A 21,140-nucleotide genomic window follows, 5' to 3' on the forward strand; every position below is an offset into this window, starting at 1 on the left:
GTTTGTTATTATTTTTTTAAATTGTTTATTTTTTCGAAACTTTCCATCATTGTTATCATATTTTGTAGTAAAATTTCTTGGTGTTCTTCAGGCAATTGATCTAATCTGTTTTTTAAAACATTGTATTTTTGGTCGAGCATCTCGTTTAATTGACGGTTGTTGGATCTTCCTAATAAATAATCAGCTGTAACATTAAAAAAATCTGCCATGCGTTGAAGCGTTTCGCGAGAAGGCGATTTGAGACCTGTTTCGAATTTAGATACACTAGCAGCGTTTACACCTATTGCTTTTCCAAGTTCGTCTTGTTTTAAATTTCGCTCTTTTCTTAGAAAGCGAATCCGCTCTTTCAATTCCATATAACCACCTCGTATAAAGTATTTCTGCATAATCTATTATAATATTTCCTTGAGGGAAAAACAATAATTTGAAAAAATTATAAAACTAATTGAATTTTCCCTTAGGGAATGTTATAATTTTATTGTAGGTGAAGAAAGGAGTTAATATATGAATTCTTCTAATATAGAAAGTACACAGTTAAAACAAGCATTTAAAGATTCAGGATACACTTATCAAGAACTAGCTGGAATTTTAGGAATTTCAAGCAGTTATTGTTATAAAATTATTAATAATGATAAATACAAAAAAAACGTCTACTATAGTCTGGCTTCTCAAATAGCAGGTGTTTTTAAAAGGAATATTGTCGACTTGTTTGAAGAGTGACTTATTTTTTTGTAATTAAAATTCCCCTAGGGAAATAAAGTGTTGCTAAGGAAAAAATGAAATTTTTTAAAAGGATGATTACCATGCACAAAAACTTATTCATCACTAGAAAAGAGCAACGCATGACTCAAGAGGATGTTGGAAAAATAGTGAATATGCACCGACAGACCTATTACCTAAAAGAATGTGGTAAAAAAGATTTTACCCTGAAGGAAGCTCAGAAACTAGCAAAATATTTTAAAACAACAGTGGACGAACTGTTTGCGAAATAAACGGAAAAGGGGGGAGAAAGACTCATGAAAAATGGTAAAAGGCCAACTAAACGAGAGAAGATACATATCAATGCATACAATTTAAATGCAGATGACTGGTTGATTTTTAAGAAAGTAGATGGTGAGTTACATTTAGTGCATCGTCATACAAACTCAATACGAGTCATTCCAAGTGCATAGGGTGGACAAGCATTATTAAGATTGAGGAGGGGTTTATATGGATCACTTAACAGTAGCAAACGAGTTAAACATCTTAGGACAACAATATATCGCGGGTTATCAGTTCACTGGAATTGAGGGTGGATTTGGCGCAGGTAAGAAAGCAATGTTAGTTAAGGAGATTGCCATTATTCATAATAAGCCAATAAAAGAAATTAATCGTCGTATCAATGAAAATCGTAGCCGTTTTATGGACGAAATTGATATTGTCGATTTAAAAAGTGGTGCTTTTAACTCACCACAATTATTAAATCTTGGTTTCTCAAATATGCAAATCGCAAAATCTAATAACATATATCTATTATCTGAACGAGGATATGCAAAACTATTAAAAATACTTGAAGATGACATAGCCTGGGAAATATACGATCAATTTGTTGATGGCTATTTCAATATGAGAGAGGAGCAACAAGTTCCTACAGATCCCATGAGTATTTTAAAGCTTACTTTTGGAGCGCTAGAAGGGCAAAAGCAAGAACTCCAGCACATCAAATCAGATGTCAAAGACTTAAGAGAAAATGCTCCGTTATTTGCTGTAGAATGCGATGAAATATCAAATGCAGTCAAGCGTCATGGCGTTGCACTATTAGGTGGTAAACAATCTAATGCGTACCAACATGCGGGGATTAGAGGTAAAGTCTACCGGGATATCTATAACCAGCTGTACCGTGAATTTGGAGTAACAAGTCATAAAGCAATTAAACGTGGTCATTTGGCACTCGCAACAAAGATTGTTGGAGCGTATACGTTACCTATTGTGCTGAGTGAGAAAATTAATATAGTAAACTCTCAAATTAAGTTCTCTGAGATGTAAAAAAAGTTGGAAGGAGGAAATAACCATGATGGAAGAAAGTGTTTTTTCAGTATGTATCACTGGGTTTCTGATTTGTGGGCTGCTACTTGTTGTTTATGCACTAGATAAACCAATTAAAGAATTTACAAAAGATGTGGAATGAATTTGAGGGGAGAAAGCGCTATGACGTTATCAGTTTTAAAGAAAGATGTAAAGAAAAAACAAATACTAGATGAATTTTTACAGCATTGTGAAAAGAAGCAAATAGAGGCGATTCAAAAGAATGATCCATTGTTACTTTGTACTTGGATTAAAGAAGCAAGATTGGCTCGAAGGGAGCTTATAGCGTTATACCGTGAGAAAGAAAAATATGATAACCAACTTGAGCAGGATCGTAAAAGCATTTTGGGGATTGTAGCACATTTAAGAAGTAGAGGAATTAATGCTTCAGTCGTGGAGAGGGTGCATTGTAGTACGCTTTCTGAGGAGTGCTGTTAAAAGTAAAAAAGCCCTATTAAAATAGGACTTCTTCTGTACATAGGTCATACTACTTGTTTCGTGCACTGACATTCATCATAAATAGTATATCAGATATATTCTGAATTATCTTCATGTAAATGCTTCCAGAATGACGAAAAGACCTAAAATTAGGTCTTCTCATCGGCAATATCAGTCTAGAACAGTATACCTAACAGGAGTGAGTTAAGTAACCGGAATGCTCTTATAGTATAGCAAACTATTATATTTAAAAACAAGAAGGGATGGTAAAAGAAAATGACAGCAGAAGAATTATTTGAAGAAAAGAAATATTTAGTGATTGCAGCGATCAAACAACAATTTGGAAGTATTGCAAGAGCTGGACAGATTGCAGAAATAAACAATATGGATTTGGATGATTTAATGCAAGTTGGTCATCTGTATTTATGGGAGCATTGTGTGAATTATGATCCAGAGAGAATAGATACATTCAATGCATACGTGATGAAAGGTATGAAATGGGCAATGAGTGATGAGCTTCACTTGAAAGGAACGTCTTTTAAGATAAGCAGACGAGTTAGTCATGAGGAAAGGAATAAAATGAATATTCATTCGATTGATTTGCATCGAGATGGGGAAACAGTAAACGAATTTTATGCAGTGTCTCCTATCGATGTGGAACAAGAAGCGATATTATCCATTGAATTTGAAGAAATGACGAGTGTACTTGAAGAAAAAGAAAAGTCAATTATTCTGCACGTCGGTGAAGGGTATACCACAAGAGAAATTGCTGTGAAATTAGAGATGAAGAAATCTACTGTTCAAACAAGAAAGACACGGGCATTTCTAAAGATGAATTCAGATTATAAGCCACTAAAACAAAAATCCTTTTTCTTAGGGAAAAGAATGATAAAGAGAAACCACCAGTTGGGGCTGGTGATCTAATAAAAACATATGTGTTGTTCATCATAACACATGTTACGTAAAAGATGCAAAAAAGACCTGTTTTCACAGGTCAAGAGAAAGGGCATTTCATGAAAGAATACGATTTAATCATACTTTAACAGGAAAATATGAAAAGTGATAGATGAAAAGAAAGAATATTTAATTTATTTTGTTGAGAAATAAATAACATCCTATTGGATATAGGGTGTTGTGGGGAAAATCGCAAGATTAAGGTGCGGAAATTGTATCATGTGGAGATTTGCTTGTAAAGGAGAAGAAGCCTATGCTCGCAGCGAATATCGTAACTAAAATCGTCCTCCCATCTTGGATATATGAAGGCACAAAAACAGAACAAGAGATAATTAGCAATGCACATATTTATCTGACACGTGTGCCAATTCGTTATCGAGGTTATCGGATTTTGAAAATAGAAAATGGTATGGCAATTTGTGAAAGGGCTCAGGTGAATTAGATGAGTAGTAATATATTTCAATTAGAAACCTTTGCGAGAAATGGTTATACGGTACGACTTGCTTATGTGGATATTACAGAGGATTTGATCGCAGGAATCTTGTTAGGGCAAATTGTTTACTGGTACATGCCTAACGAACAAGGAAAGAGCAAACTGAAAGTGAAGAAGAATGGAGAATTTTGGCTTGCTAAAAGTCGTGAAGATTGGAGAGAGGAAATTCGAATTACTCCAAAGCAGTACGATCGGGCAATTAAAATTTTAATTGAGAAAAAGTTTGTAGAAGTTCAAAAATTTAAATTTAATGGTGCTCCGACTCATCATATAAAATTAAACATTTTCGAAGTTACTGAAAGGGTAAAATGCATTTTGACCTTTGGGGAAGTTCCAAATGCACCTTTGGGCGAAATTCAACTTACCGAAAGGGTAAATTCTTTAACAGAGATTACTACAAAGACTACTACAGAGATTACTACATTAAAAGATAATATGTCTTCTGACCAAAAAGAGCGGTCAAAAGACAGCATCCCTTATGAGGATATTGTTTCTTATCTGAATGAAAAAGTAGGTAAATCTTTTAAACATAAAACAGCGAAAACTAGGTCATTAATCAAAGCTAGATTTAAAGAAGGTTTTACTATAGATGATTTCAAACAAATTATTGATATTAAAGCAGCACAATGGTTAAACGACCCTCACATGAACCAGTACTTGCGACCAGAAACGTTATTCGGAACTAAATTTGAGGGTTATTTAAATGAAAATAACAGAAATACTAAATCACCTAATAACCAACAACAATACGGTGATAACATAATTCCGGGATTTAAAGGGAAAATGCCATTTTAAAGAGGTGAACAGAATTGCAAAAAATGCAGAAATCATTTGAAAAGCTTCCATCCTTAAAGTTTGCGGATGAATATTGCGAAAATCATACATTCAGTAAAAGTGGGCAAGTAACTGTAAAGCCAGTAAGAATGATGATTGATAAAAATGATGGTTCGATTTATTGTCCAAGATGCAAAGTAGAACAGCAGGATTCAATCCTATTCCAGCAAGCCAACAATTACTACAAGAAGATCAATCGAGAACGGCAGAAAAATCTTCTCTTTAAGCATAGTGTTATTGAAAATCAATCAATTACAGAATCAAGGTTAGAATCCTATGAAACGGATTGTCCAGAAACCAAAGCAAATAAGAAAAAGGCCATAGAAATTTTGGAGCGTATCAAAAAGGGCGAAACTCTAAACGTTTATATTGCAGGAATTCAAGGGGTAGGAAAAAGTCATTTAGCTTATGCAATGCTATACGAACTAGTAAAACATTACTGGACAATCTCTGATGGTGAAGCTCTTAATGATGAATTCGCATTTAAGGAAATGAAAAGTTGTTTGTTTGTGGAGATAGAAAAATTAATTCGTCTAATACAAGACTCGTTCCGAAATAAAGAGTCGAAATACACGATGGATTATTGCATTAGTTTGATGGTCGAAGCGGATTTTTTGGTTATTGATGATTTAGGTGCTGAAAGTGGTTCTATGAATAGAAATGGAGAAGCGAGTGATTTTGTTCATAAAATACTTTACGGTGTTGCGAATGGGCGACAAGGCGCAAATAAGACGACAATTACAACATCTAATTTATCAAGCCAACAATTATTTGTTAAGTATGATCCGAAACTAGCAAGTCGATTGCTAAATGGTGTGTCAAAAGAAGAAACGATAGTATTCCAAAATACAACGGATAAACGGATTTTAAATTTAGATATCGGATTCTAAGGAGGAAATGAGATGCCAAGACTTGGAACGGATTTGGAAAAGGAAAATTACACAATGGCGTTACAGCAGAGAAAGTACATGAAGCACGAGCGACGTAACTTGTATATCGCTTTAGAAGAACTGGACATGTTTTGGGATGAAGATGACGTATTACGGGTAAAGAATGCTTGGAAAAACAACGAGAGTGTGTTTGCGATAGGTGAAAAATTACAAAGAGATCCGGACGAAGTTACTCTTCTTATTATGGATTTAGCAAGAAAAGGTGCGATTGGAAAACGGACGTTGGGGTTAGGGGCATGAAACAATTAACCTTTGAAGATGTTGTAGGAACCATGGATTATGCCGCACACAGTACTGCTGAACAATTCCTTTCCAATCATTTGGTTACACCAACTTACGCAGTAGAATTTTTTGACCGAGATGAAAAACAGAAGTTACGTTGGTTTGAAGTGAATACAGAGGCTGAAGCAAAAGAAAAAGCAGAAGAAACATACGGGAGAATTCAAATCATTAAAGTATATGTGTCCAATCGAACATTGAAAGAAATTATGGAGCTGGACTAAAGGTGTTTTTCATCAAGAGAGCTCTTATATGCAAAGGAGAACACGTGTAAATGAAAAGAGAAATAGATATAAAGACTAAGGGAATCTACATTGTAGAGGATGGGAAAATCATTTTTGTAGAACCACCAGAAAGCGGCTATGGACAACAAGTTTTATATTGGGTAAATGGAAAGTTGTCTCATACACAAACAACGATTACGAAGAAGTTCAAATAAAATCATGCGATTCAAAGGTAATCCGGTAAATAAAAGCTCTACTCTCAAAAGGGCGAGAGTAGAGCCTGTGGATGCAGCTACTGAGTACACGGGATGGTGAACATCAGCAACTACATAGTAGCATGAGTATTCAGAAAAAACATCGAGTAAATATTTCCGATTTTTCAAATGATAGTAAACCGGAAGGACATAAAATTTGAATTTTATTAAGAAATGGGGAATGAGAAATGGCTATTGAAGCACATAAATGTAACGTTAAAGGATGTAATGGTCTTGTAGTTTTTGAAAATGCTGATTTTGATTTGCAAAATCCTGACACAATTAAAGGAGTTTATGCACTTGATGATCCTACTTGTAACGTTTGCGGAAAAGAATTTTTAGTAGTACCTAGCTATTCTGTCATTGATCTTGATGTAGAAACACAAGAATTTGAAGAAATTGAACCAGCTTGTATTACTGAATGGCAGAATCAAAAATTTTAACCAAAGCGTTATTTGAATAGAAAGGGAGAATGAAAGATGAAATATGTTGAAGAGTTAGAAACGAGCGGTTGGCATATTGCTGTAGGTGACGTTTTTAGTAATGGTATCGAGGAATTTCATTTAAAAGTTACCCAAATCGAAATTGAAGATGAAGAAAGTGATCCAGATAATTCAAAAATATATTGTTTATCAGTTGACCCTAACGACCATAACAAAGCTGTAGAAAGCTTGGATGATGAGTGGCATAGAGCTTGGTATATAAACGAATGTTGGTATAAGTAATTTAAACAAAATTCTTATTTGATATGTATTAAAAAAGAGCACCTGACCAGGGTGCTCCGCCCAATATTATGAATAACAATCCATAAATAATATATGTGACTTTTACCTAGTGGTGACGGAATTTAATAAAATCTTTATTTAGCAACAAATAAAAAGAGCGCATTCTTATATGCACTCTTAGTAAGGTAGGTGAATGTTTCATGAGATACAAAAAATTTAAAGAATCGTAATCAGATTTTTACGAGTAAATTTTTAATATTGTATGCATCACTTGGAAGTATGGAGCATGTCATTAAAGAAAAAAGGCCAGTGGGAATTTTAACAAAATCGTTATTTGAGTAGAAAGGGAGAATGGAAATGAAGGTTTATGGAACAGCAATAGTTACCTATAGCGTGGATATCAATGTGAAAAGTATACATCCACGGGATATTAGTATAAAGGATTCAAATGAGCTAATTAAAAAAGCGATTGAAGATAAATATGGAGTACATGTTAAAAGTGATATTTGCGTAGAGGGATTTAGATCTTAATAAAAACGCTATTTTATTAGAAAAGGAGAATGAAAATGGAAGAGATCTTAGTGCAAGGATTCATAAATGAAGATTTAAAAAGATTAGGGGTTAATGCTACGAGAACATACGGAAATGAAGAAACACATTATCAAGTATATGAATTGACCGATAAAGAATTTGAGAAACTTAGTGTCCTATGCATGAACGAAGATGATAATGATGAACATTGGCAAAATGGCGGATGGCGTTGGTGTAAAGGAAGTAATCAACCTATACCGACTGATAAGGCGACTGTAAAACATAAAGAATTAGCATGCTGGGTGGAACCGATAGAAGTTGGTGAAGAGACGTATCGGAATGACTGGCATGTGGATTTATTAGAATACCTTGAAATTGAAATGGGGTGCACAGCTTTCACAAATGTATGTGCGGTAGCTAAAGATTTAGCAAAATACAACAATATGACAATGGCCGAGTTATTTAAAAAATATCAAGGGTAATTCAAACAAAAACTTCATTTGAAAGGAAAGTGATCAGGGTGGAAGTTCAATATGATGCGCAGGGCCGAATGAAGTATCATCCTGATTACGATCCGAATCATAAGAAGCCGTATACAACGAAAGAATTAGCCTACATATGTAAGTATTATGGATTCGGAAAGGTGAAGGGAATTGCTTTAGCATTAGGAAGAACGTAATTAACGATAAGGCAGCTAGTAAATACTCTCCGGAAGAATGGAATGTTTGAAAAATATAAAACTATGGGTGAGTAATTACAATAAAAATTTCATTTTGTAGTAAAGGGGAATGGAAATGGATATAAGAACGCAATTATCAAACATAATTTGGCACATTGAAGTGAATAGAGACGCATTAGGAGATAAAAGAACGCTAGATGATGTATTAGTTAGTTTGAAACGGATGGAATATGATGAGGAACTTAAAAGAGCAGCTAGCAAAAGCTAACTGCTCATCTCCAAGGGGGAACAAGGAGAAAGTAACTTAATGGGTTGTCTACATTATTGACGGAATATTGAGTTTTATTCAGAGGAGGAAGAGGAATGGATAAGAAAATCATGATTCCTAGAGCAGTTGCTGAAGAGCTATCAAAAAAGGCTGAGAAGTACGGGAGAGAAGAATCAGCATACATGATGCTTGAAATGTGCGACATAAATAACAATTCAACTTATGAATGGTTAAGAGGAGAAGGGAATCTTGTTAAATTAGCATCTGCTATTGAGTTTGGATATGAGATTCAAGAAGATAAGTTATTAAATCGTTATCAATGGAGCAAAGGTATAGCTAAGACATCAAAAGATAACGAAGAGGTTGATACATCTTGGCATATAGGGCATTACGTAGGAATAGAAGATGCACTTGATATATTAGGTATCACGATTAAGGGAATTAATGAGCAAAACTGAACAAAATAATCCTTTGATGGAGAAAAGAGCTTAAAAAACAGGGACAATTCACGTTTAGATTATTTTTGAATGTAATGGTATTAAAAGTGTTAAAATGCTTCAGGATGGAAAAGAGAGGCATTTAAATGAAGGGGTGAGAGAATTGGCGAGTATAAAGAAAAGGAAAGTGAAAAAAGCAATTGCGCGTCGTTCGAAAATTATAGAAGGTGCTGAGAAAGAAAGGGTTAAAAAAGCTTGGAGAAATATTTTTTTGCAGGCTGGTATTTTGAAGTGAAAAGAAATTGAATAGGGTCCGGCTAGAAAACTAGAGGACACCAATTTTTAGAGCAGCAATTAAGCTGTTTTAAGAAATGGTGTCCTCTTTCTTATTTTGTGAGGGGGGTGGAAAAAATGAAAGCACTAAGAGATCAATTACGTGAATGGGAAAAACAAACGAAACAAACAAAAAAGAAAAAAACAAAAGAGAATTTTAGCACTCGTGAAATTGAGGATTTAATGGGGATGCATAGACCTTGTTATGAGCGTAGACGTGGAGCATTAAGACAAAAGTAATAAAAAATAAAAGGAGTGGTCTGGAATGACTAAGCAATTATCTTTCTTACCGAAAATAGATAGAGCAGCAACACAAGAGAAATTAGAGGGTATTCTGGAAAGTGTACGTATATATAAGCAATTTGGAATGATGCGTAAGGAAATGAAAGTCACTCCTTCTTATGAAAGGAGAGAGCAAGGTCCTACACATGCAGTTGGCAAACCGTTAGAAGATGTAGCAATCTCTAATATTCAACAAAGCAAGCGTGAAGAATGGTTAGAGAAAATGGCATTTCGAGTTGAACAAGCATTAAGTCGATTCGGAAACAGTACAGCTGGAAAAAATCAGAGGGACATTATAGTTAAACGGTATTTAGAAGACGAAGATGTGTGCGATTATATGGTGTATAACGAAATTGGCATGAGTGAACGTACGTATCGACGTGTGAAAGCGAGAGCGTTTTATAAATTGGCCTTTGCTCTTAGATTAGAAGTTTATGAGACAGAGAAGCAATATGGGGGTGATGACTTATGAATTTTGTTCAGCCCATACGTGATCAAGAGCAAATACAGCAGCTAAAAGATTATTTTAAGGAAAAGAGCTTACGTAATTACATTCTCTTCATTATGGGAATCAATACGGGCCTGAGAATCTCGGACATTTTGAAATTGAAGGTAGGAGATGTCAAAGGTAGTCATATATCTATGAGAGAAAAGAAAACTGGGAAACAGAAACGAATACAAATTACTGCAGCATTGAAAAGAGAATTGAAATGGTTTATTGAAGAAAGAGAAGACCATGAGTATTTATTACAAAGTAGACAAGGAAAGAATCGTCCAATTGGTCGTAGCATGGCATATAAGATATTAAGTATAGCAGCGGCAGAGTTTGGGCTAGATGAAATAGGAACACATACACTGAGAAAGACGTACGGGTATCATATGTACATGCAAACGAAAAACATAGCATTACTCATGGAGATATTCAATCATTCGTCAGAGAAGGTCACGTTACGTTATATAGGTGTAAACCAAGATGCAATGGATAGAGCAATGACTAGGTTTAAAATCTAATCATTGCTTTTTTCTTTTAAATCTATACAGTTACTCATAAATTTCGTACTGTGTAACTCAAAAGAGAAAGTGAAATGAAATCAATGATAGCAAGGGATTCAGTGATAGACTCAGTTACACACAATATAAGATATGGGTAACTGATAAGTCTGGAGAAAATGGTGAAATAAGAATAGGCATGGAATGATAGTTAAATCACGTTTGAAGAATTAAACTTTTAAATGTAAATGCACCATTTTGGAGGAGAGACATATTATATATAGGAAAAGAGGTATATTATCAAGTGAAGAAAGCATGGTGGGATATTAATGCAATTAAAAGAACAATTTATAGGGGTATGGAAATTGGATAATTTATATATACAAAATGATAATGGGGTCAAATTTTATCCATTAGGTGAAGATGTAAATGGTTTGATTATGTATAATGTCGATAATTATATGAATGTTATTATTACACAAGGAAATCTACCGCTGGAACAATTGCCAGTGGATGTATTCAACAAACTAAGTGATGAGGATAAAATATTTCTAAACCTTAATCATGTTGCTTATAGTGGAACATTTAAAGTAGATGTTCAAAAAAAAGCAGTAATTCATAATGTACAAGTCATCCCAATGAAGAATGCGACGGACATTCAATTTACTCGCTTTTACCATTTTAGAGAAAATGAATTAATTTTAACCACTCTTCCCATGGAATTAAATAATACACCTCAAAGTAATACACCAATCTTAGTTTGGAAGCGTTGGAGCTAAATAGAATGTGAATTTAATTGCTGTTTTGTATTTGAAAAATGTCGTTCGCAATAGTAAATATAGAGAGACATTATCAATAAATTTTCGACTAACAAGATTTATATTAAGGGGAGATTAAAAATGCGATATGTGGAGCGATTATCTTCACAATTATATATAATAGACGATTATGATTTTCAGCGGGCACAACGGACAGGCACTTATGTTTTGTTAGGTGACGACATTACGTTAATTGAAACGTGTGCCAGTCCTTCTCTACCATATATACTAAATGGTTTACGGGAATTAAATATTTCACTTACTGCAATTAAGAATATAATAGTGACACATGTACACCTAGATCATGCTGGTGCAGCAGGGCTTCTTATGAGGGAATGTCCTAATGCCAAGTTATTTGTACATTCTCGTGGGGCATCTCATATGATTGATCCAACTCAATTAGTACGTGGAACAAGGGCAGTGTATGGGGAATCATTTGATATCTTCTTTAATCCCATTCTTCCAATCCCAAAAGAAAGAATCTGTATTGTAGAAGACAGTGATACTTTACAAATTTCAGCAAACCGAACACTTGCATTTTATGACACACCAGGGCATGCAAAACATCATATTAGTATACATGATTCTTTAACTAATGGGATATTCACGGGAGATACAATTGGAATCTACTATCGTGAACTAATTGAATTGGGAGTAGAATTATATTTACCCTCTACATCTCCAACTCAATTTAATCCAGAAGCGATGCTTGCATCGAAAGAAAGAATTAAGAATTTAAAAGTTGACTATATTTATTTTGGGCATTACGGTGCTTCTGCAAATGTTTCAGAGGTATATACTCAGTTGGAAAATTGGCTATCACTTTTTATTGAAAAAGGTGAAGCTATCCTTGCTGTAGAGAAAAATTCGGTAACTGCTAGTAAAAAATTAGCTTCTTTATTGTTTGAAGCTGTACAATCTTATCTTATAAAAAAAGGGATACCAAAGACTCATGAGTTTTATAAGAACGTGTTAAGACTTGAAATGCTTATAAATGCAAAGGGAATAATTAATTATCTCACAAGGCTTAAGATGAATAACTAAAGAAACTTATGTTCATAATTAAACGTATTCTTAGGTAATAGTTTAATAGGGCTATAGTTGAAGGGGAAATTAACAAAGTAGTTAGGCATATTAAGAAATGAAATAATTGGCAGAGTTGTGACCGCTTTTTGGCAGGAAAAAGGCCGATGTTTTTTATAAAAGCATGTTATATTTGTATTGTGAGAAGTGGCGGAAAACACAACTCATAAAATTTCTTTATAATATATGATGTTTAAACGGTTTCATAATGACGGCACATAAAATCCGAAACCAGCAGATGGTACTGATTGAATGGTACCGTTATTAAGGAGAGCTTTTGCTCTTCTTTCAGTTACTTAATGTTGATGGAGCAGATAAATGTATCGATATTAGGTGGTTGGAAGAAGAATAAAACTTCACATACCGTAATTAAAAATGAATAGCAAATGATGATAAAGCATCCATTCGGGTGTTTTTTATTTTGGAGGAGGATGAGGGATGGAATCTATAACAGAAATAATTGCTGATTTTGAAAAAAGAATTAACCATTTACAAAGAGATAAAGATGGTCTAAAACAAACATTAATTGATGTTTCAACGATGGTAGAAGGATTAATATGCTAGAAGAAACGTTAGCAACGAAAGCTGATATAACCCATGTTCAATGATTAATCAAACAAGTGGTGTCTTGTTTGTTGTTAAGGAAAGGTAAGTACAAACGTGTTGCGTTTGATAAGGAGTGAGGATAGATGAGTAAAATTTCTAGATGTTGTTTAGTTTGTGACTATCGAATTAAAATGTATCAATCACCAAAAGATAAGTATCAAGAAGTAACTGTTTGTCCGAAATGTAATGGTGCGTTTGTAGATATGTGGAAGTTAGAGAAGTACAAACAATCTAATAAGGGAGTAGAGTCTTTACTACAAATCGGACTCTCAGATATCAGTGCTGTTCCTATTGTTATTTATAACGGTGAAGAGATAAAACAAAGGATAAGAATTAGCTTTGATTGGAAGACAAACGATGGCTGTAAATTTGGCTCTTATATTCATATTGAACATGTAGAAGATAGCAAGAAGTGTTTTAATATAAAGACCATACAGTACAATCATCCTATTATGGAGGAGTAATTAAATAAGCACAGTTGCATCATTTGCTGAGGTAGATGATGCAACTGTGCTAAGGGTAGAGTAGAGATACATAAATAAAGGATAAAGCCAACTATGTTTTAGTCTGATAGCAAGAGAGGTTTAACTCATTTTTACTATAACAGAACATGAAGATGCAGAGAATGATAAAAATGACCTTTTTCAAGAGTAAAAAACGATAAGTTAGTATAGACGAAAAAATACACAGTTACATCATCTGTGAAGACAAGTAGCTGTGCAAAGAAAGGGTAAGAAAAAATCCGTTATAACCATAGTGGGTGTTCGGAATGTTAGGATACTTTTACTATAACAAGAAGCATACAAACATAAAATCATAAAGATGACCTTTTGCAAATGTAAAAGGAAAGGTAAATAAGGGATGAAAGAATATAAAACGAAACAACAAAAGCGTAAGTTCTATGACAGTGGTGAGTGGAAGAGGATGCGTGAACAAGTAAAGAAACGTGACAACTATGAATGCCAAGAGTGCAAGCGTAATGGTCGCGTTCAAACAGACACGAATGAATACAGTGAGAGCGCAAAGCGTAAGAAGATACAACTCGTTGTCCATCATATAAAAGAACTAGAACATCATCCGGAACTTGCATTAGAAATGGACCATCTTGAAACAGTTTGTGTGGATTGCCACAATAAAGAACACGGTAGAACATTCAAAAAGAAACCGAATAAATGGGAAAACGATGAAAAGTGGTGAAACTGATTCAGAAACAATCCCCCCTTAAAATATTTCAATCTTTTTTGGGGCACCGGGCACCGGGGAGGGGCTCGATTTTTTAAATTTATAAGCAAATTCGCGCGTTATATTAAATTGGAAAACGATGTAAATCAGAAGGGAGGGGATGTTGTGGCTAGAGTGAAGCGCGAAACAATGAGAAAAAGGATTGAAAAGGATTTAAACAATCAATTAAAAGAAAAAAAGATTGTAGGTAATCATTATGTAGACTTAATTCAAGACTATTTATCCTTATGGGATTTAAAGTGTGTTCTTTTTGATGATATTGAAGAAATAGGAATTAAAGTTTCTGGTATGCACGGTCCAAAATCCAATCCTTCTATTACTGATTTACATAAAACGAATGATCGAATGATAAAGATTTTAGATGCACTTGGCTTGGAAGCATCGGCTGAAGAAGATAAGACACCTTCAAAACCTAAGCGCTCTGTGAAAGACCTGACATGATTCAAAATCAATATGTTAGTGAATACATCGAAATGTATCGACAAGGGAAAATTAAGCTGAATAAAGAGCGCATAATGCTAATGGAGTACCTGGAGAAATATATCTTAATACGTGATGATTTGTATTTTGATAATGAGATGCATGAGGATTATATCAAGTTTACAGAGAAATGGTATTTTGAGTTGCAACCATTCCAAAAGTTTTTAACAGCTTTTAATTTCTTACTTTATAAGGAAGATAATTCTGTTTTTTATGAGCAATTTCTTATTATGATGGCTCGTGGTGGTGGGAAAAATGGCTTAATTTCATCTCTATGTCATTTCTTTATTAGCCCATTGCATGGAATAGATCGGTACAATGTTTCGATTGTAGCCAACAATGAGAAACAAGCAAAGGTATCATTTCGTGAAGTGTATGATGCGATTAAAGGGAAAGAAATATTAGAAGATATGTTTTATCGAACGAAGGTAGAGATACTGAGTAACGATACGCAAAGCATTATGCAATACCACACATCTAATGCAAGTTCAAAAGATGGTCTTCGTGACGGTTGCGTTATTTATGATGAAATACATCAATATGAAAATTTTGATGTTGTAAATGTATTCTCTAGTGGACTTGGGAAAGTACCAAATGCTAGAGAATTTTTTATTGGTACAGATGGTTTTGTTCGAGATGGATTCTTGGACAAGACGAAAGAAAGAGCAATGAATATTTTGAAAGGTGAAGAGTTAGACGATCCTTTATTTCCGTTTATTTGCAAAATTGATGAACCAGAAGAAATTGATAATCCTGAGATGTGGGAAAAAGCGAATCCAATGTTTAGTGAACCAAGAAGCGTTTATGCGAAAGGGCTATTTAAAAAGGTATTAACTCAATATAAACAGTTAGTAAATAATCCATCGAATCGTGAGGAATTCATGACCAAACGTATGAATTATCCTGAAACAGACTTAACGAAGTCTGTAGCTTCATGGCAAGAAATATGGCGAACAGGTTATGAAGAAGATGGAGAAACATTGAGGGAAATCCCGGATCTAGCACATAAAGTTGCTGTAGGCGGTCTAGACTACGCTAGTATTAAAGACTTTGCATCTGTGGGACTCCTTTTTAAACATAGGGAAAATTATATATGGAAAACTCACTCCTTTGTACGTAAAGGCTTCTTAGATAAAGTAAAGTTAAAAGCTCCTATTTATGAATGGTCTGAAAATGGGTTGCTAACTATTGTGGACGAACCTGTTATTAATATTTCTCACATAGTTGATTGGTTTGTAAAAATGCGTGAAATGTATGGCGTGAATACGATTGTTGCAGATACATTCCGTTTGGATCTTGTTAAAACAGCACTCGAAGCAGAAGGGTTTACATTGTTATATATTCGTAACCCAAAAGCGATTCATTCTTTATTAGCTCCAAGAGTTGAAACCTTATTTGCAAATGGACAAATTATCTTTGGTGATAATCCATTAATGCGTTGGTATACCAACAACGTTTACGTTCATATAAAAAAAGATGGCAACAAAGAGTACTTGAAAAAAGATGAATTTAAGCGGAAAACGGATGGGTTCCAAGCCTTTATTCACGCATTATGGCAAGCTGACAACATTCTTGAAGAAGAAGTTGAGTTTATGCTACATGAAATAGATTTTTAAGGGGGTGATTGCAATTGGCTGGCTTGATAATGTGTTTAACAAGAATAAAGAATTAGATTATATGTACGATGATGATATAGTTTCAGAAACTTCAAATAGGGTTCATATGAAGCGATTAGCTGTAGAAACATGTGTATCTTTTTTAGGGAGAACAATTAGTCAATCGGAGTTCAGAGTTAAAAATGGTGATGAATTTTTAAAAGATGAACTGTATTATCGATTGAATGTTAGACCCAATAAGAATATGACAGCAAGCACTTTCTGGGAAAAGTTAATTCGCAAATTAATTTATGAAAATGAGTGTTTAGTCATTCAATCTGATGATAGCGACTTACTTATTGCTGATTATTTTCAACATAATGAGTTCGCCGTATTTGAAGATAATTTTACAAATGTAGTAGTAAAAGATTATGAGTTTAAGCGTTCATTTAAACAAAGTGAAGTAATTCATTTGAAATATCGAAATGATAAGCTGTCGCCTCTAATTGATGGCTTGTTCACTGATTATGGCGATTTATTTGGGCGGATATTAAGTTCTCAAAAACGTAAAAATCAAATTCGTGGTGTAGTAGATATAGAGGCTCAGACGGCAAAGTGCGAAGAAGGTCGAGGAAAATTGCAAAAGTTCGTTGAGAAAATGTATAAATCATTTGGAGAAAAAGATATTGCAATTGTGCCTCAACAACCTGGTTTTAAATTCAGTGAGACGTCTTCTGGTGGTGTAAGTTCTGGGCAAAGTGTGGAAGAAATCAATAAAGTAACAAATGGTTTTTTAAATCAAGTCGCAATGGCTATCGGAATTTCAACAGCTTTGTTATATGGAGAAATGGCTGATGTGGAGAAGCAAACAAAAAATTACATGCTCTTTACAGTGAAACCTTTGTTAAAAAAGATTTCAGATGAAGCAAACGTGAAGTTTTTCGAAATGAGAGAGTATCTTGAAGGACAAAAAATTGAAGTGAAGGCCGTTTCTTATCAAAGTATTTTTGATCTTGCAACAAGTATCGACAAACTCGTTTCCTCAAGTGCATTTACTGGAAATGAGATTCGATTAGAAGTGGGATATGAATACTCAGATGATCCAAATCTTAATATCCATCATATTACGAAGAACTACAAAAAATTAGATGAATCCGAAGGAGGTGAGAAAGAAAATGACGGTGAAAATTGACGTGAAAGGCCCCATTATTTCTAATGACGAGGCTTGGATTTATGATTGGTTTGAAATGGATGCTACAAGCCCAGGTAAGATTTCAAAAGAACTTGATAATGCGAATGGTGAGAGTTTAATTGTCTCAATTAATAGCCCAGGTGGTTACGTAGATGAAGGTTCAGAAATTTACACGGCATTAAAAAATTATTCTGGGCATGTGGAAGTTCAAATTGTCGGTTTAGCAGCAAGTGCGGCTTCTGTAATTGCTATGGCTGGTGATAAAGTTCGAATTTCTCCAACAGCAAAAATTATGATTCACAACGCCGCTAAGTGGCATGGTGGAGATCATCGTGACATGGAAAAGGCGGCCGAGATGTTGAAAATAACAGATCGAGCAATTGTGAATGCCTACGTCATTAAAAGTGGTAAATCAGAAGAAGAACTACTTAATATGATGGCTGAAGAAACTTGGATGGGTCCACAACAAGCATTAGAAAATAACTTTGCGGATGAAATCATGTTTATGGAGAATACAGTTAAAATGACAGCTTCAAGTGCCAACTCTTCCATGATTCCGCAAAAAGTAATCGATGGTTTTAGAAACGGAACACTGAGCAAGGATAAATCAAAAGGAATTACAAAAGAAGATTTAAACGTAGCTTTATCAGGGTTGAAAAATGAAATTCTGAATGATTTACAAATGAATACAAATCCAAAAGAGCCTATTCAAGTTCCTGTTAAACCGAAACAGAATTTGGGTACGCTCTTTTTATCTTTAGGAGGAAAATAAAATATGGTTATTAAGTTTAATAATTTCGAAGAGAAAAAATTAGCTTTTGCAAAAGCGACTCAGGAAGGTACAGCAGAAGAGCAATCGGTAGCATTGAATTCTATGATTGAAGCACTTGCTACAGATGTACGAGCAGATATTTTAAATCAAGTGAATGAATCAATGGTAGATCGTTCTATTATGCAATCTCGCGGTGCGAATGTGCTAACAAGTGAAGAAATGAAGTTCTTTAATGCAGTTGTGGAGGAAGGCGGCTTTAAGTCTACTGAAACATTACCAAAAACGACTCAGGAACGAATCTTTGATGATTTAGTTGAAGATCATCCTTTCTTACAACATATTGGTTTAGAGAATTTAGGGGCTGTAACAGAATTTATTTATGGAGATCCAGAAGGGGCAGCGGTATGGGGACCGTTATTTGATGGTATTAAAGGGCAATTAAATGCTACATTCCGTAAAGATAGCATCTCACAACTTAAATTAACGGCATTTATTCCATTAGCAAATGACATGTTGAAACTTGGACCTGTATGGGTAGAACGTTATGTTCGTACAATGATTACAGAGGCCATGAAAGTAGGTTTAGAACGTGGATTTGTAGCTGGTACGGGTAAAAATGAACCTATTGGGTTACTAAAAGATCCAAGTGGTAGCGTTGTGGATGGCGTATATCCTGATAAAAAGCCGGTAGGCACTTTAACGTTTGAACCAGGACGTAAAACGATCAATGAATTAAAAGGCGTAGTAAAATTACTAGCTAAAAAATTAAACGCTGATGGTTCAGATGCAGATAGACCAAAAAACATTGCAGGAAAAGTAGTTATGGTAACAAACCCGTTTGATACGTTTGATATTCAAGCAAACGCGACAATTCAAAATGCAGCTGGGGTATATGTGACAAGTTTACCATTCAATCCAATCCTTACAGAATCGGTATTTGTACCTCAAGGGAAAGTATTATTCTTTGTCAAAGGTCAATATGTTGCAGCAATGGGCGGAACAGAGCCAATCAAGAAGTATGAGGAGACTTTAGCTTTAGAAGACGCGACAGTTTATATTGCGAAACAATATGCGACAGGTAAGCCGAAAGATAAATATACATCTCAAGTTTATACATTGAAACTGGAAGAAACACCAGCAGCAACTAAATAAGGAATGATGTGAATGGAAACAGTAATTCCAAATGTAATACTACAACAATTTAAAGATAGGATGCGCTTAGGTAATGAGGAAGACGAGAACCTAAAGCGTATCCTTTCTATGTCTAACAAGGCATTACTTAGGGTTTGTGGGGATTATGATTTAAATACTAACGAGGAGTTCAAGGAATTGGTCTTTGAACGATCTCGTTATGTCTATAACGATGCCTTAGAGTATTTTGACAAGAATTTTTTAAGTCAGATTAATAGTTTAAGCATTGATAAAGCTTTAGAAGAGATTAAACTGGGCGGTGATTAATATGCAACCGTTTAGATATAAAAAACCATTGAATGCAGCAAAGTTAAATAAACGAATTACACTTGAACAGAAAGCAGAAACGAAGGATGAAGAGGGGAATGCACTTCCATCCGGATGGAAAGAGTTTGCTAAAGTTTGGGCAGAACCTAAAACACCATTTGGTACAGGTTTTAGGTCAGAAATATTTCAAGGAAATGCAGAGTTTGTTATTAAATTAATAAATTTTACAATTCGATATCGAGAAGGTATTCATTCAGCAATGCGTGTAAGGTATGATGAGAAGTTATACGAGATTAAATCAGTTATTGATATCGACGAACAACATAAGGAAATGTGCCTTATTTGTGAGGAGCGATTGAATTGGCAGAATTAGAAGTTTTCGGCATTGAGGAATGGATTAGGGATTTAGAACAATTAGGACAAGATGTTCCTCTAATCACAAAACAATCGTTACAAGCTGGAGCAAAGGTATTCAAAAAGAACTTAGAAAGAAATTCTCCTGTCGGTCCGGAGGTACAAAAACCAACTCCAAAACAATCATGGCGAGATGGAAAACATGCTAAGGATGCTATTCATATAGGGAAAGTTGTAAAGAAAGGTAGTTCCTATTCAATTGAAATTGGATGGGACAAAGCAGATAATTCGCCGCATTATTATATGAAATTTCAAAACTGGGGAACAAGTAAAAATCCAAACCCACCACACAAAGGGTTTGCTGAGAAAACTTTAATCCAAAGTGAAAAAGAAGCCTTAAAAGAAATGGAAAGAGAATTTATGCAGAGGATTACAGGCTGATGAAAAATTTTAATAAGGAAATATTTGATGTTTTACGTACAGATGTAGTTATTAAATCTGAGTTAGGTGGAGAATTCATATATCAATTTGTCAAAGGAAATGACAAAACAGATATATGGATTACATTTTCAGAGTTAAATAGTTCTCCTGGGCTATATGCAGAGAATGAGGAAAAAACCACTAACGTTATGTATCAGGTTGATATATGGTCAATGGCACCAATCAAAACACAATTAAAAAGTGCAGTTCAGGCAGCTATGAAAAAGCTGTCTTTTCAGCGTTTAAGCACGTATCCAGATTATGAAATGGATACAAAAATTTATCGATATGGTTTTCGTTTTGTAACGGAAATTATTAATTAAGG

37 protein-coding genes and 1 pseudogene are annotated in these 21,140 nt (G+C 34.5%); 37 read left to right on the forward strand and 1 reads right to left on the reverse strand.

The features are described from left to right. Window positions 1-8: 8 nt before the first annotated feature. Entirely contained in the window at window positions 9-356 is a 348-nt protein-coding gene (locus QCI41_RS21885; RefSeq protein ID WP_085309209.1) for a helix-turn-helix domain-containing protein, read from the reverse strand. 148 nt (window positions 357-504) lie between these two features. Between QCI41_RS21885 and QCI41_RS21890 the strand changes: the two genes are divergently transcribed. The 37 genes and pseudogenes from QCI41_RS21890 to gp17 all read left to right on the forward strand — a co-directional run bounded on the left by QCI41_RS21890 (window position 505) and on the right by gp17 (window position 21,138). Continuing rightward, window positions 505-720 carry a helix-turn-helix domain-containing protein gene (locus QCI41_RS21890; protein ID WP_098223142.1) on the forward strand — a complete coding sequence of 72 codons (216 nt, stop codon included), beginning with the start codon at window positions 505-507 and terminating at the stop codon, window positions 718-720. Window positions 721-803: 83 nt separating this feature from the next. Then, window positions 804-992: a helix-turn-helix transcriptional regulator gene (locus QCI41_RS21895; RefSeq protein WP_098223141.1), complete on the forward strand. Its 189-nt coding sequence runs from the start codon at window positions 804-806 to the stop codon at window positions 990-992. Window positions 993-1,016: 24 nt separating this feature from the next. After that, on the forward strand, window positions 1,017-1,172 hold the full coding sequence (locus QCI41_RS21900; protein WP_170959367.1) for a DUF6906 family protein: 156 nt from the start codon (window positions 1,017-1,019) through the stop codon (window positions 1,170-1,172). A gap of 37 nt (window positions 1,173-1,209) precedes the next feature. Continuing rightward, complete coding sequence (locus QCI41_RS21905) at window positions 1,210-2,025, forward strand: ORF6C domain-containing protein (RefSeq protein WP_098223140.1); 816 nt, start codon at window positions 1,210-1,212, stop codon at window positions 2,023-2,025. Between the two features lie 162 nt (window positions 2,026-2,187). After that, complete coding sequence (locus QCI41_RS21910; protein WP_098223139.1) at window positions 2,188-2,502, forward strand: hypothetical protein; 315 nt, start codon at window positions 2,188-2,190, stop codon at window positions 2,500-2,502. 276 nt (window positions 2,503-2,778) lie between these two features. Continuing rightward, window positions 2,779-3,426 (forward strand): sigma-70 family RNA polymerase sigma factor, encoded by a 648-nt coding sequence (locus QCI41_RS21915; protein WP_353836698.1) that lies wholly within the window; start codon window positions 2,779-2,781, stop codon window positions 3,424-3,426. Window positions 3,427-3,709: 283 nt separating this feature from the next. Further along, complete coding sequence (locus QCI41_RS21920; RefSeq protein WP_088114643.1) at window positions 3,710-3,898, forward strand: hypothetical protein; 189 nt, start codon at window positions 3,710-3,712, stop codon at window positions 3,896-3,898. Beyond that, entirely contained in the window at window positions 3,899-4,744 is an 846-nt protein-coding gene (locus tag QCI41_RS21925) for a conserved phage C-terminal domain-containing protein (protein WP_353836697.1), read from the forward strand. It begins immediately after the preceding gene. Between the two features lie 14 nt (window positions 4,745-4,758). Further along, a complete protein-coding gene (locus QCI41_RS21930; RefSeq protein WP_098223137.1) occupies window positions 4,759-5,673 on the forward strand; it encodes a P-loop NTPase family protein in 915 nt (304 codons plus the stop codon). Window positions 5,674-5,685: 12 nt separating this feature from the next. Next, the gene (locus QCI41_RS21935) at window positions 5,686-5,973 is read left to right on the forward strand and encodes a hypothetical protein (protein WP_001137594.1); all 288 of its coding nucleotides are present in this window, start codon (window positions 5,686-5,688) and stop codon (window positions 5,971-5,973) included. Next, window positions 5,970-6,236, forward strand: coding sequence for a hypothetical protein (locus QCI41_RS21940; protein WP_000811788.1), 267 nt, complete (start codon window positions 5,970-5,972; stop codon window positions 6,234-6,236). Before QCI41_RS21935 ends, QCI41_RS21940 begins: the two co-directional genes overlap by 4 nt. Before the next feature lie 50 nt (window positions 6,237-6,286). Next, the gene (locus QCI41_RS21945) at window positions 6,287-6,451 is read left to right on the forward strand and encodes a DUF3954 domain-containing protein (RefSeq protein WP_000817805.1); all 165 of its coding nucleotides are present in this window, start codon (window positions 6,287-6,289) and stop codon (window positions 6,449-6,451) included. 227 nt (window positions 6,452-6,678) lie between these two features. Next, window positions 6,679-6,933 (forward strand): hypothetical protein, encoded by a 255-nt coding sequence (locus QCI41_RS21950; protein ID WP_000963458.1) that lies wholly within the window; start codon window positions 6,679-6,681, stop codon window positions 6,931-6,933. A 36-nt stretch (window positions 6,934-6,969) separates the two neighbouring features. After that, window positions 6,970-7,215, forward strand: coding sequence for a hypothetical protein (locus QCI41_RS21955; protein ID WP_353836696.1), 246 nt, complete (start codon window positions 6,970-6,972; stop codon window positions 7,213-7,215). Window positions 7,216-7,572: 357 nt separating this feature from the next. Next, window positions 7,573-7,746 (forward strand): hypothetical protein, encoded by a 174-nt coding sequence (locus QCI41_RS21960; RefSeq protein WP_353836695.1) that lies wholly within the window; start codon window positions 7,573-7,575, stop codon window positions 7,744-7,746. Between the two features lie 35 nt (window positions 7,747-7,781). Further along, window positions 7,782-8,228 (forward strand): hypothetical protein, encoded by a 447-nt coding sequence (locus QCI41_RS21965; protein WP_353836694.1) that lies wholly within the window; start codon window positions 7,782-7,784, stop codon window positions 8,226-8,228. Between the two features lie 38 nt (window positions 8,229-8,266). Continuing rightward, window positions 8,267-8,500: pseudogene (locus QCI41_RS21970) on the forward strand (DNA-entry nuclease). Between the two features lie 40 nt (window positions 8,501-8,540). Further along, the gene (locus QCI41_RS21975) at window positions 8,541-8,693 is read left to right on the forward strand and encodes a hypothetical protein (protein ID WP_165375041.1); all 153 of its coding nucleotides are present in this window, start codon (window positions 8,541-8,543) and stop codon (window positions 8,691-8,693) included. Window positions 8,694-8,788: 95 nt separating this feature from the next. Next, the gene (locus tag QCI41_RS21980) at window positions 8,789-9,151 is read left to right on the forward strand and encodes a hypothetical protein (RefSeq protein WP_098223127.1); all 363 of its coding nucleotides are present in this window, start codon (window positions 8,789-8,791) and stop codon (window positions 9,149-9,151) included. A gap of 142 nt (window positions 9,152-9,293) precedes the next feature. Beyond that, the gene (locus QCI41_RS21985; RefSeq protein WP_033691069.1) at window positions 9,294-9,425 is read left to right on the forward strand and encodes a DUF3983 domain-containing protein; all 132 of its coding nucleotides are present in this window, start codon (window positions 9,294-9,296) and stop codon (window positions 9,423-9,425) included. Between the two features lie 116 nt (window positions 9,426-9,541). After that, window positions 9,542-9,703, forward strand: coding sequence for a hypothetical protein (locus tag QCI41_RS21990; protein WP_000645943.1), 162 nt, complete (start codon window positions 9,542-9,544; stop codon window positions 9,701-9,703). A gap of 25 nt (window positions 9,704-9,728) precedes the next feature. Beyond that, window positions 9,729-10,217, forward strand: a complete 489-nt coding sequence (locus tag QCI41_RS21995) for an ArpU family phage packaging/lysis transcriptional regulator (protein ID WP_199665045.1) — start codon at window positions 9,729-9,731, stop codon at window positions 10,215-10,217. Then, the gene (locus tag QCI41_RS22000; RefSeq protein ID WP_353836693.1) at window positions 10,214-10,756 is read left to right on the forward strand and encodes a site-specific integrase; all 543 of its coding nucleotides are present in this window, start codon (window positions 10,214-10,216) and stop codon (window positions 10,754-10,756) included. Before QCI41_RS21995 ends, QCI41_RS22000 begins: the two co-directional genes overlap by 4 nt. A 308-nt stretch (window positions 10,757-11,064) precedes the next feature. Beyond that, on the forward strand, window positions 11,065-11,514 hold the full coding sequence (locus QCI41_RS22005) for a lipocalin-like domain-containing protein (protein ID WP_353836692.1): 450 nt from the start codon (window positions 11,065-11,067) through the stop codon (window positions 11,512-11,514). A 120-nt stretch (window positions 11,515-11,634) separates the two neighbouring features. Next, entirely contained in the window at window positions 11,635-12,597 is a 963-nt protein-coding gene (locus QCI41_RS22010) for an MBL fold metallo-hydrolase (RefSeq protein ID WP_199665042.1), read from the forward strand. Window positions 12,598-13,074: 477 nt separating this feature from the next. Then, window positions 13,075-13,200 carry a hypothetical protein gene (locus tag QCI41_RS22015; RefSeq protein WP_353838893.1) on the forward strand — a complete coding sequence of 42 codons (126 nt, stop codon included), beginning with the start codon at window positions 13,075-13,077 and terminating at the stop codon, window positions 13,198-13,200. Window positions 13,201-13,325: 125 nt separating this feature from the next. Next, window positions 13,326-13,706: a hypothetical protein gene (locus QCI41_RS22020; protein WP_353836691.1), complete on the forward strand. Its 381-nt coding sequence runs from the start codon at window positions 13,326-13,328 to the stop codon at window positions 13,704-13,706. A gap of 397 nt (window positions 13,707-14,103) precedes the next feature. Continuing rightward, entirely contained in the window at window positions 14,104-14,439 is a 336-nt protein-coding gene (locus QCI41_RS22025) for an HNH endonuclease (RefSeq protein WP_199665041.1), read from the forward strand. 150 nt (window positions 14,440-14,589) lie between these two features. Continuing rightward, complete coding sequence (locus QCI41_RS22030) at window positions 14,590-14,925, forward strand: P27 family phage terminase small subunit (RefSeq protein WP_322217329.1); 336 nt, start codon at window positions 14,590-14,592, stop codon at window positions 14,923-14,925. Continuing rightward, the gene (locus tag QCI41_RS22035) at window positions 14,922-16,580 is read left to right on the forward strand and encodes a terminase TerL endonuclease subunit (RefSeq protein ID WP_322217325.1); all 1,659 of its coding nucleotides are present in this window, start codon (window positions 14,922-14,924) and stop codon (window positions 16,578-16,580) included. Before QCI41_RS22030 ends, QCI41_RS22035 begins: the two co-directional genes overlap by 4 nt. A 4-nt stretch (window positions 16,581-16,584) precedes the next feature. Continuing rightward, on the forward strand, window positions 16,585-17,751 hold the full coding sequence (locus tag QCI41_RS22040) for a phage portal protein (RefSeq protein ID WP_353836690.1): 1,167 nt from the start codon (window positions 16,585-16,587) through the stop codon (window positions 17,749-17,751). After that, window positions 17,735-18,523 (forward strand): head maturation protease, ClpP-related, encoded by a 789-nt coding sequence (locus QCI41_RS22045; protein WP_353836689.1) that lies wholly within the window; start codon window positions 17,735-17,737, stop codon window positions 18,521-18,523. Before QCI41_RS22040 ends, QCI41_RS22045 begins: the two co-directional genes overlap by 17 nt. A 3-nt stretch (window positions 18,524-18,526) precedes the next feature. Further along, complete coding sequence (locus tag QCI41_RS22050) at window positions 18,527-19,675, forward strand: phage major capsid protein (protein ID WP_353836688.1); 1,149 nt, start codon at window positions 18,527-18,529, stop codon at window positions 19,673-19,675. 12 nt (window positions 19,676-19,687) lie between these two features. Beyond that, window positions 19,688-19,981, forward strand: a complete 294-nt coding sequence (locus QCI41_RS22055; protein ID WP_353836687.1) for a hypothetical protein — start codon at window positions 19,688-19,690, stop codon at window positions 19,979-19,981. Window position 19,982: 1 nt separating this feature from the next. Beyond that, window positions 19,983-20,354, forward strand: a complete 372-nt coding sequence (locus tag QCI41_RS22060) for a phage head closure protein (protein WP_243168886.1) — start codon at window positions 19,983-19,985, stop codon at window positions 20,352-20,354. Further along, window positions 20,342-20,776, forward strand: coding sequence for an HK97-gp10 family putative phage morphogenesis protein (locus tag QCI41_RS22065; RefSeq protein ID WP_353836686.1), 435 nt, complete (start codon window positions 20,342-20,344; stop codon window positions 20,774-20,776). The genes QCI41_RS22060 and QCI41_RS22065 overlap by 13 nt, the downstream gene beginning before the upstream one ends. Beyond that, the gene (gp17, locus tag QCI41_RS22070; RefSeq protein ID WP_000787877.1) at window positions 20,776-21,138 is read left to right on the forward strand and encodes a tail completion protein gp17; all 363 of its coding nucleotides are present in this window, start codon (window positions 20,776-20,778) and stop codon (window positions 21,136-21,138) included. The genes QCI41_RS22065 and gp17 overlap by 1 nt, the downstream gene beginning before the upstream one ends. The last annotated feature ends 2 nt before the right edge of the window (window positions 21,139-21,140 follow it).

The sequence above is a fragment of the Bacillus cereus group sp. MG4 genome (genome assembly GCF_040460055.1).
GTDB lineage: Bacteria > Bacillota > Bacilli > Bacillales > Bacillaceae_G > Bacillus_A > Bacillus_A wiedmannii.